Origin of the sequence: Acinetobacter sp. YH16044, from assembly GCF_013417145.1 — a bacterium.
GTDB classification, from domain to species: domain Bacteria; phylum Pseudomonadota; class Gammaproteobacteria; order Pseudomonadales; family Moraxellaceae; genus Acinetobacter; species Acinetobacter amyesii.
The window spans coordinates 1-10592 of the sequence record NZ_VPEK01000051.1 but is presented as its reverse complement, the minus strand read 5'-3'; the positions used below and the strand labels follow the sequence as shown (position 1 = coordinate 10592).

The following is a 10592-nucleotide window of genomic DNA, read 5'->3' as shown; positions in this document are numbered from 1 at the left end:
ATAACAGTTGTGCTGGCGACAATAGCAAGAGTGAACCACCTGATCCCTTCCCGAACTCAGAAGTGAAACCTCTTAGCGCTGATGGTAGTGTGGGGTTACCCATGTGAGAGTAAGTCATCGCCAGCTCATTATTCGAAACACCCTCTGACATATCAGGGGGTGTTTTTTTATGTGTGTGGAAAAAATAAGAAGAAAAGTAGAAGAACAAAATAGGAAAATAAGAAGAAAAGCGAAAGCAAAAAATAGGAAAACGACAGATATTTAAAATGAATAAAGCTAAACAGCGCAAAAAATTTACATCAAGCCAAGCTTATATTCTTTATAGTGAAGTTTAGTCGCCAAGGTATAAAAACAATAGGATGTGCAAATGCTCCAAGATCTCGATGAAGTCTCTATTTTAGAAATATTGCAGCAACGCTTTGAGGCAAATATGCAGCGGCATCCAGAATTACTTTGGGATGATGTAAAAAAACAATTGATTGCACAGCCCTCAAAACTAAAAATTTTAATCGAAATGGAAAAAACAGGCGGTGGGCCAGATATTGTGATGCTGAATCAGCAATCTCATGACCTGATATTTTATGATTGCAGCTTAGAGTCGCCAAAGCCTAGACGAAGCTTGTGCTATGACCGTGATGCCTTGGAGAATCGGAAGGATCATCCCCCGAAAAATAACGTTATAGACATGGTTCGAGACATCGGTGCTGAGCTACTGACAGAAGAAGACTATCGAGCAATACAGCAAGTTTTTCATTTCGATTTAAATACTTCGAGCTGGATCGTGACGCCAGCAGATATTCGGCAAAAGGGTGGGGCACTGTTTTGTGACCGACGTTATGATCATGTATTTAGCTACCATAATGGCGCACAGTCATATTATGCGTCTCGAGGATTTCGCTGTAAGCTGGTGATTGCTTAGTCTCAGTGCTATCAATGCATTTAAAACAATCAAGAGTGTTCAAACGAACTTTTCTAAAGATGTAATTGCGTTTGTTTTTTAGACATTTAAAATTTTTCTAAACTAAAGATAGAAATAAATGATGGTGTATCGTTCTGAAGTTGAATGAAAGAATAGAAGAATTAGACCTGAAAACAAGGACATTATGATTTAAAAAAAGAAGTTAAATAATCATATATTGATAATGTTTAATAATTAAACTAAAGCATGAAAAATAACACAATTAACATGTACTTATAAGCGACTAGATTTATTAAACATACGTCTAATATCCCTAGAAAACACTGTTCCGTATATTCCGTGGCTGTTGAATTTTACTTAAAAATTCAATGAATGTTATGGACAAGTACTCATGGGAGATGAGAACGATGACAACGGAAAAAATAGACATAAATTCTGTAGTCGATAAGGCTAAATTTACCCCGTTCCACTTCAATGTAGTGGCTTGGTGCTTATTGATTATTTTATTTGATGGCTACGATTTAGCGATTAATGGCGTGGTTTTACCATTATTGATGCAAGACTGGGGCTTAAGTGCAATGCAAGCGGGGATGCTTGCCAGTACTGCGCTCGCAGGCATGATGTTTGGTGCCATGTTCTTTGGTTCTTTAGCGGATAAGATTGGCCGTAAAAAAGTCATTATGATCTGTATCGTTTTATTTAGTGGTTTGACCTTTGCCGGTGGTTTTGCGTCGAATCCAACAGAATTTGGTATTTTGCGTTTCTTGGCTGGTTTAGGGATTGGCGGTGTAATGCCTAACCTTGTGGCTTTAACGTCTGAATACGCGCCGCAGAAGATGCGTAGCACACTGGTAACGACGATGTTTAGTGGTTATGCAGTCGGTGGTGTGATGGCGGCACTTTTAGGTTCATGGTTCACCCCTGACTTTGGTTGGCAAATCATGTTCTTTATTGCGGGTATTCCACTTTTCCTTTTACCTGTGATTTGGAGATTTTTACCAGAATCTTTGGCATTTATGGTGAAAGAAAACAAACAGGAAAAAGCCCGCAGTATCGTGAAGCGCTTAGCACCTGAAGTGAAAGTGACTGAAAATACAGTGTTCACTTTGCCTCAAGAAAGCGTGCCTGAAGCTGCTAACGTGGTGAGTTTATTCCGCCGTGGTCGTGCCGTAAATACATTATTGTTTTGGGTGGCGTTCTTTACGTGCCTATTGACCATGTATGCGCTAAGCAGCTGGTTACCAAAACTGATGATGGCAGCCGGTTATTCTATGGATAACAGCTTAATGTTTATGATGGTCATGAACGTGGGCGCAGTTGTGGGTATTGTTGGCGGTGGTATTTTGGCTGACCGTTTCCATTTAAAACCTGTGCTGATGGTTTTGGGTATGATGGGCGCGATTGTGATGAGCTTGATGGGCTTCCAATCAAATCAGTTCTTGCTATACATTTTGGTGTTCTTGGCAGGTGCTGCATCTATTGGTTCGCAAATGCTGCTGTACAGCTATGTGGCGCAGTATTACCCACTTGCTGTACGTTCGACGGGTATTGGTTGGTCTTCTGCAATTGGTCGTATGGGCGCGATTGTAGGGCCGATTCTGATTGGTGGTTTGCTCGGTATGAACTTACCTGCGCATTTCAACTTTATGGCGGTGGGTTTACCTGTACTGATTACTGCGATCGCGGTTGCATTGATCATGCATGAAAACGACAGTGATAAAATTGATGTTAAAGAGGCATCTACAGCGAAAGCCTAAGTTGTGATTCTTTAAAAAGAAAAGCCTCCGAAAGGGGGCTTTTTATGCTCTAATAGAAATGATATTTAGAATATTTAAAATTATGACAAAAGAAAGATGTTTAGAAAAAATGAAATACGTCCGTGATGCCTTTTGGTTTAGTTTAGGTGCTTACGGATTAGCAGTAAAAGAACCAACAAGCCGTTATTTGAGTAATTATAATTTAACAGTATCAGATAAAGAAATATATGTCTTAAGCGGAAATGAAGTAGCTGCTACAGATTGGCTTTTATATAATATTAATTTTTCAAATACTTTAGACAATGGTTCAGCAAAAATGTTTGTTAAACAAACATTTTACTACATGATTTTAGAAACTTTCGAAGCTGCCAAAAGTTATGCTTTTGAAAATAATAAATCTGATCATTTTAGGTCACAAGAATGGTATGCCTTTGCAAGGCATCTTAGAAATGCAATTGGTCATAATGGTGTATGGTCTATAAAAGGAATTCCTAATGATTTGCCTACTACTTTTAGGAATAAAACTATTGATTTGAGTTTTAACGGTCAAGAGCTAGGCGACTTTATTGGTTGGGTATATGGATTACAATTGTGTGCGACAATTCAACTGTGGGTTGGAGAGAGTTAATATTTTGTTGTGTTGTTAATTATTTGGTTTTAATTAATCTAATATCTAACTAAGCCCTTATTAATACTATTGTGAGAAAAATATGAACTTTAATTCTATCTCCCCAATCCCTGAAGACGATGAAGAACTGCATCTGCCTGAGCTAGTGTACTGGGCATCTTTAGGTGAACTTGCAGAAGTCGAAAAATCTTTGGCGAATGGCACAGACGTAAACTCTGCCGATGAAGAAGGCTACAGCGCACTGCATGCAGCAGCAGAAAACGGCTATTTAGACGTAGTGAAGCTATTGGTAGGCAAAGGTGCAGATGTAAAGCACAAAACCCAATATACCGCTTTAGAACTTGCAGAAATGGCAGGTCATGACGATGTTGTGGCATATCTCAAAAGCCTCTAAGTCCGATTGCGCAAAATCATGATCGTGAAATCCTCCAGCTGAATCTGGGGGATTTTTTTAATGGGTCATAAAAAATTAATAGATAGAAAAAGAAAACCCCGACATCCTGTCGGGGTTTTCTTCGTATTTCGTGTTCTAGATACAACTCCTTGTCATATCTCACGTCCTGATGCAGAAACTTATTGTTATTGTTTTATGTTTCGGAAACTTCCTGTCTCCTGATAACTGTAGATTAGGCCTGTTTCATAAACTTGGAAAGCCGCAATTTTCTGCATGTCATGTAAGCCAAAACGTACAAAATTATTCTGTTACCTTTCCAAAGAAAAATCATCTGATTAATTGATTAGAATCAAATGATTATAAAAGGGAAGGGAACAGTAAATGAAACAATGCATACAATATTTTCGAACGCCTAGCCTGATCGTTGGCATCTTGATGACAGCCGCATGCCATGCGGAAAACACCACAACTACAGCACAAGATCAAACACCAAGCCAAACTCAAAATTCTGCACAAGTCCAGCAAGAACAGGGCTTTAAAATACAAAAAATCGCTCAATTCAATGAGCCTTGGGCCATCCAGCCACTTACAGACGGCCGTTTATTGCTGACTGAAAGAAAAGGTCAGCTAATTATCTTTAATCCTCAAAACCAGCAGAAAATACAGGTGAAAAACCTTCCCAAAGTTGCCTATGGCGGACAAGGCGGCTTAGGTGATATTGCACTCGATCCGCAGTTTGAAAATAATCATCAGATATATCTGAGCTATGCAGAAGCCGGACAGGGCGGTTATGGCGCTGTCATCGAAAAAGCCACATTAAACCTCAATGAAGCTGCGCCAAGTTTAAAACAGCGAAAAATCATTTGGAGGCAAATTCCAAAAGTAGAAGGTCAAGGCCATTATTCACACCGAATGCAGTTTGGCGCAGATGGAAAATTATGGGTGAGTTCGGGCGAACGTCAGAAGTTTGATCCTGCACAAGATCTGCAGTCAAATTTGGGTAAAGTACTGCGCTTAAATAGTGATGGAACACCTGCTGCGGATAATCCATTTCAGACCCAAGGCGAAGTTGCAAAGCAAGTGTGGAGCTTCGGGCACCGTAACCCTTTAGGCATGGCATTTGATGCAAAACAGCAGCTTTGGGTGGCCGAAATGGGACCGAAAGGTGGTGATGAGTTAAATCTCGTGCAGCGTGCGAAAAACTATGGCTATCCACATGTGTCGAATGGCGATCATTATGATGATCAACCGATTCCTGATCATCTTACACGGCCTGAATTTGAAGCGCCTGCCATCAGCTGGACACCGGTGATTTCACCGTCGAGTTTGATGTTCTACCAAGGGCAAAAGTTCCCCTTGTGGAAAAATAAAGCGCTGATTGGTGGCTTATCTTCAGAAGCGATTGTGATTGTTGATACAGAGCTTAAACCTGTCCAAGAAATCCAGCGTATCGACATGAAACAGCGGATCCGTGGCTTGATTGAGGCCAAAGATGGCGCAATTTGGGGGATTGAGGATGGTGAAAAAGCATGGTTATTCAAAATTGAGCCAAAATAGCGACTAAAAAATAAACAAAAAATTCAAAAAATAAAAAAAAGCCCCTCCGGGGCTTCTCACATACAGGCCTGCACGAATTTCAAATCCGTCACCTAAGCCGCATAGTGCTCATCGGCATTAAATGCATTGGCTTGAATTTGAATTAATTTACGATTTCCTTGTTCTCCATTCATTCGCCAATGCGCAATTTTAATATTATCGACGATCGCAACATCACCTTTATGCCACTGCAAAAGCAGGGCATCTTTATACATCGCATCAAAAAATTGCTGCTTTTCGGCATCGCTCCATTCAATTTGTTGACCTTCTGGCGTGTAAATTTCCCAAGTCAGTTGCATGCCGTCCGCTGTCGAATCGATTTCAATCTCCCCGCGATTTTCAAAGCAATTTTTGGCCGCCTGATGGGCAAATGGATTGGTATTATTAGCAAAAGCCCACGGCTGAATCACATGCTTTTTCGTATCGGGGTGATGAATCACCAGTGGCGAACGCTGCAAGGTCAGTTTGGCTTTTTTATCTTGTCGAATCTCTAGACTAAACGGGCTCTTTTTCAGCAATAATCGGTCAAATAGCCCCACCTCGCGCGCCGAGACATAAGAAAAATGGTTCCATGCACCAAGATATTTTTCCTGTAGATGTTTCGGAAAATTCTCCCAAATCTGCTCTAAGTTATTAAATCCTGTTTCTGCCAAATACGTCGAAGGTTCCTGACAAAATAAGGCGATATAACGCGAGCGTTCTGAGCGCACACCACCTTCAACATGTGGGCCTTGTACCGAGTTTTCGACTGGACCCAATTGCACTGTGTTGCGATCGATATAACGACGGTAGTCGCCTGCGCCGAGCAATTTCTCGCTGTATTTTCGCATCCAAGATGCAACCCAGCTGGGCATGTTGGGGTTAAATGCATTCCATGGCGTAAACTGAAAATATTGTTCAATCAGTTGGTTAAATTGTTCGGGTTGCTCGATGTTAAAACCACGAAACAGTAAGATGCCATTTTCATGGATTTGTTGTAAAAGCTCTTGTCGATGCGCGCCAATATATTGTGCAAGATCTTGCGGGCTATTGTGTTCTGGAGCGGCATGAAAAATGCGGGTAAAACTATTCAGTTGTTGCTGTTGCAATTGCATAGGTCATTCTCTAATTTTTTAATTCAATTTTTATTGTTGTCGCCTAATCCCTAAGCGCTGACAGTTCGAGCTGCTGAACTCGCAGCCGTTATTCTGTCTAAATTCTCTGCCGATTATAAGTACAGTTTTACTGTTGCGATGTAAGTATTGTTGATAAATTGCGATTTTTCGACGAATAGAGTGCGATCTCTGAATGAATGACGACATGAAAAAAGCCCTCGACATCCTATTGCAAAATCAATAAGTATTTGGACACCCATTCTTTTTTAAGTTGGACACTTTAATAAACGTATTCATTAATTTTGCAGTGTCCCTCAGTTGGTAATGTGAATACCATGCCACTCACCAACGAGCTAATACGATTACTTTCAGCCTTACGTTGCTTGGTATTCACCGACAGGGCATAAATGATCATTGTGTCCCGATACATTTTTTCAGGCTCAACTTTATAGTCAATTTCCGCAGCACAAACCATTTTTCTACTAACTTCGTGTGACGCTCTACGATAGACCTCACGATCATCACTAGCCAAAGTCAGCTTTCTTCGTAATTCTTGTGCATACTGCATATATACGCTAACAAATTCAGGGTTATTCCCATATTTGAGCTTTATGTATCCCTCAATATCATCACGCACACCATTACTATTTGCATCAATCCCACCAATGTTTTTTGTTTTATCTTCATTTTTTAGGAATTTTGATGTTCTCACTTCTTTTAGTGAATTCTGAATACTTGGATTAAGAAGCGAGGAACAGGCCATCAAAAGTATACTTAAGCAACTCAGTGCAATAACCGCTTTTTTCATAGGAATCATTTTACTTTTTTCGTTTAAATTTCGTTTTAGATGCAAAGAGTGTCTGAAAATAAGAGTGTCCAATTAAAAGAAGAATCTGTGTCCAGTACGATATACTATCAAGTGTCCAATTGGGCAAGAATATGCATCCTATCGAGGGCTTTTTAGATTCATTCTAAAGATATGACTCCTGTCATACCGATCAGCGTTCCTGCTGCATGTGCATTATTTATTTTTATTGCAAGACATCCTGTCTCTGTATGTTCTTACTATAGGCGCGTTGCTGTTGAGGCCATAGGCGTAAATACTGCAAGCGCTGTAGGTAAATGCCTACAGCAGAACATCGCTAAATCCTGCTAGTGTAGTGATCTAAATAACAACAATGAGTTTCGCGCATGCCTGCAACACAAATCGATATACGGATGCAATACAGCATAGAACAAGAACAACAGTTGATAAATGCTGTCTTTAACGCCTTACAACAGAGTTTTCAACTGCCTCGATATGACCGCAATATACATTTGCAAGTGCATGCGCTACATCGGTTTCAGGTGCTTGATCATTTGACGCAGCCTGAGCGCTTTACACATATCACCATCGATTGTTTTGCGGGACGAACCGTGGCAACCAAGCGTAAGTTATATCAAATGCTGGTGCAAAATTTGGTGGAATTTGGCATTCCGGCCGACCATATCATCATTACCTTACGTGAAAGCCCTCTAGAAAATTGGGGGATACGAGGTGGTCAAGCCGCCTGTGATGTCGATTTAGGTTTTCAGGTCGATGTTTAGTCTGTGCAAATACATGGAATGTTGCTTTCACATCGCCTAAACGAAAAAAGCCCCGACATCCTGTCGGGGCTTTTTCGGATTCATTCTAGCGGTATAACTCCTGTCCTACCGTTAAGCTTCCTGCTCATTGTCTTATCATTGTTGTTTTATGTTCAGTGACATCCTGTCGCTGTATGACCTTAATATAAAAGTAATCCAATAACGTGAATAGTGTCTATTATCCGCATCTAATGTAAGCCAAAACGTACAACACTTAAATTTTAATTCTGACCGTTCCTTCAAGGCATTGCATAGCAGCTAGGCTCTCGACTGCTAGATCTATGTTTCCAAATCGATCTAAACCGCTTTTAAAACAGCTGGAAGCTGGTTTTGAAGTGACTAAAAGCTTTATCAGCGGTGTTACATATTTTTGCGATTAATTGGTTGAATGGTGAACTAATTTATCAGACATTAAAAATTCATAATGAAAAATATACAGGGAATAAGATCGATGCTAAGAACACTTACACAACAACGGACGACGTCAAAACTTCAGCTCGCATTAGGCTGTGCCATTGCGCTTAGTGCTTCAGCAAATTGGGCAGCATCTCCACAAGAGATTAAGAAAATTGCGGAAAGTCAAAAACACAGTTATTTAGAGACCTTGAAAACCTTGGTCAATATTGAATCTGGCAGTAAAGATATTGAGGGTTTGAATCAAATTGCCAAGGTGGTCGCAGAGCAATTAAAAGCCACAGGGGCTGAGGTGAACGTGATTCAGCCCAAAGACATCATGAAACTCGATGGTGCGCCAGATCAGACAGGGCCGATTGTAAAAGCGGTACTAAAAGGCAAAGGTCAAACGAACATTATGTTGTTGGCGCATAACGATACGGTGTATCAAAAGGGCCAATTACAAGGTCAACCGTTTCGCATAGACGGTAATAAAGCCTATGGCTTGGGTATTTTGGATGACAAGCAAGGTGTTGCTGCAGTGATTCATGTTTTGGATATGCTGAAACAGCTGAAGTACCAAGATTACGGCACCATTACGGTATTAATTAATTCAGATGAAGAAATCAGTTCACCCGGCTCGCGCCAATTGATTATGGATACCGCTCAAAATCAGGACGTTGTCCTCTCCTTTGAAACCGGTGGTTTAGAGGGAAGCTTGATGTTAGCCACCAGTGGGATTGGTGCGGCTTATTTAGATATTAAAGGGCAGGGTTCGCATGCGGGGGTAAAACCTGAAGCAGGGGTCAATGCCTTGACAGAACTGGCTTTTCAGATTCAACAATTGGAAAATCTATCCAATCCGAAAACGGGTTTAAAGCTGAATTGGACTGTTGCGACGGCTGGAAAAACCCGAAATGTGATTCCTGACCATGCGACAGCGCAGGCAGATGCTCGTTCCTTAAAACCACAAGATTTTGCTGAGTTGGAAAAAACCTTGAAGCAAAAAGTCAAAACCAAAAAATTGGCGGAAAGTCAGGTCGAGGTCAAATTTGAAGTCCGTCGACCACCTTTAGAAGCCAGTCCACAAGCCAAAAAATTAGCCGCGACAGCCCAGCAGATTTACACAAACGAATTAAAGCTGCCGATGAAAGTTGAAACGACCGCTTGGGGTGGTGGTACTGATGCCGCTTTTGCTGGAGTTACTTCGAAAGCCGCGATCATTGAAGGAATCGGTATGTCTGGCGATGGATTACATTCAGATAAAGCAGAATATATTTTGACGGATTCTATCGTGCCGCGTTTGTACTTGGTGACCCGCTTAATTGTTGAAAGTTCTAAAAAGTAATCGTATCCGATTGGATGAGATCTAATGAGTCATTGCCCTGAGTTTGGTTGTGGCTCATGTTAGAGCTATTCTTATGTAGCATTTGAAATGAAAAAAGCCCCGACATCCTGTCGAGGCTTTTTCAGATTCATTCTAGCGGTATAACTCCTGTCCTACCGTAAGCTTCCTGCTTAGTCTTATCATTGTTGTTTTATGTTCAGTGACGTCCTGTCTCTGTATGCTTTAACTTTATCGTGGATGATGCATGGCGTATAGCTGCCATCTGCCGAAAATAATGTAAGCCTGAACCTACAAAAGGCGGCATCTATCACGCGAACGGCAACAATTAAGCACTCACATATTGCAGTAATTTTTTGAAAATCGCTTTAACCGCTTTGCTATCAAATTCATTCGGTTCGAATTTATCTGTTTGATTACGTGTAAAAATGTCACGAATTTCAACTACAGCATTACTGTCAATTAAGCCCAATTGAGTTGCCACTTGGCGAATTTGATCAATCGAACGTGAACCATTGGTGCCTCCATAGCTAACGTATGCCGCAGGTTTTCCGCCCCATTCTTTACCGAGGTAATCCAATGCATTTTTGAGCGCAGGGCTGTAGCCGTGGTTATATTCAGGGCTAATGAAAATAAATGCGTCGCCTTGCGCGATTTTATCAAATGGAGCGTAAAACTCTGTCCTTCAGGTCAGAGATATAAGCGACACGACCTGAAGTGTCGTTTGATTTAACTAAGGACTATTTTCCTTGAGTTTTGATTGTTAATATAAGTACATGAAAACCCTTAAATTACGTATAAAAGACAAACATTGCAAGGTGTTAGACCAACTAGCATCAG

General features: G+C 40.8%; 9 protein-coding genes, 1 rRNA gene and 1 pseudogene. 8 read left to right on the top strand and 3 right to left on the bottom strand.

Features of this window, described 5'->3' with window-relative positions; all coding sequences use genetic code 11:
- Positions 1-11 precede the first annotated feature (11 nt).
- The 6 genes from rrf to FTV38_RS15620 all read left to right on the top strand — a co-directional run bounded on the left by rrf (position 12) and on the right by FTV38_RS15620 (position 5255).
- Positions 12-126 (top strand): 5S ribosomal RNA (gene rrf / locus FTV38_RS15645).
- Positions 127-367: 241 nt separating this feature from the next.
- A complete protein-coding gene (locus FTV38_RS15640; protein ID WP_180022955.1) occupies positions 368-919 on the top strand; it encodes a DUF4256 domain-containing protein in 552 nt (183 codons plus the stop codon).
- Positions 920-1326: 407 nt separating this feature from the next.
- Positions 1327-2676 (top strand): aromatic acid/H+ symport family MFS transporter, encoded by a 1350-nt coding sequence (locus FTV38_RS15635; protein WP_180022954.1) that lies wholly within the window; start codon positions 1327-1329, stop codon positions 2674-2676.
- Between the two features lie 82 nt (positions 2677-2758).
- Complete coding sequence (locus FTV38_RS15630; RefSeq protein ID WP_180022953.1) at positions 2759-3304, top strand: hypothetical protein; 546 nt, start codon at positions 2759-2761, stop codon at positions 3302-3304.
- A gap of 82 nt (positions 3305-3386) precedes the next feature.
- Complete coding sequence (locus FTV38_RS15625) at positions 3387-3698, top strand: ankyrin repeat domain-containing protein (RefSeq protein ID WP_180022952.1); 312 nt, start codon at positions 3387-3389, stop codon at positions 3696-3698.
- 381 nt (positions 3699-4079) lie between these two features.
- Positions 4080-5255, top strand: a complete 1176-nt coding sequence (locus FTV38_RS15620) for a PQQ-dependent sugar dehydrogenase (RefSeq protein WP_373887025.1) — start codon at positions 4080-4082, stop codon at positions 5253-5255.
- A gap of 92 nt (positions 5256-5347) precedes the next feature.
- Here the strand turns inward: FTV38_RS15620 and FTV38_RS15615 are convergent, their stop codons facing one another.
- Together FTV38_RS15615 and FTV38_RS15610 are read right to left on the bottom strand one after the other, a co-directional pair.
- Positions 5348-6388 carry a TauD/TfdA family dioxygenase gene (locus tag FTV38_RS15615; protein WP_180005606.1) on the bottom strand — a complete coding sequence of 347 codons (1041 nt, stop codon included), beginning with the start codon at positions 6386-6388 and terminating at the stop codon, positions 5348-5350.
- 280 nt (positions 6389-6668) lie between these two features.
- Positions 6669-7196 carry a hypothetical protein gene (locus FTV38_RS15610; protein ID WP_180022951.1) on the bottom strand — a complete coding sequence of 176 codons (528 nt, stop codon included), beginning with the start codon at positions 7194-7196 and terminating at the stop codon, positions 6669-6671.
- A gap of 383 nt (positions 7197-7579) precedes the next feature.
- Between FTV38_RS15610 and FTV38_RS15605 the strand changes: the two genes are divergently transcribed.
- Together FTV38_RS15605 and FTV38_RS15600 are read left to right on the top strand one after the other, a co-directional pair.
- Entirely contained in the window at positions 7580-7975 is a 396-nt protein-coding gene (locus tag FTV38_RS15605; RefSeq protein ID WP_180022950.1) for a tautomerase family protein, read from the top strand.
- Positions 7976-8465: 490 nt separating this feature from the next.
- Entirely contained in the window at positions 8466-9755 is a 1290-nt protein-coding gene (locus FTV38_RS15600) for a glutamate carboxypeptidase (RefSeq protein WP_180022949.1), read from the top strand.
- Between the two features lie 325 nt (positions 9756-10080).
- Here the strand turns inward: FTV38_RS15600 and FTV38_RS15595 are convergent.
- A pseudogene (locus FTV38_RS15595) lies at positions 10081-10413 on the bottom strand (NADPH-dependent FMN reductase); the annotation flags it as partial.
- Between the last annotated feature and the right edge of the window lie 179 nt (positions 10414-10592).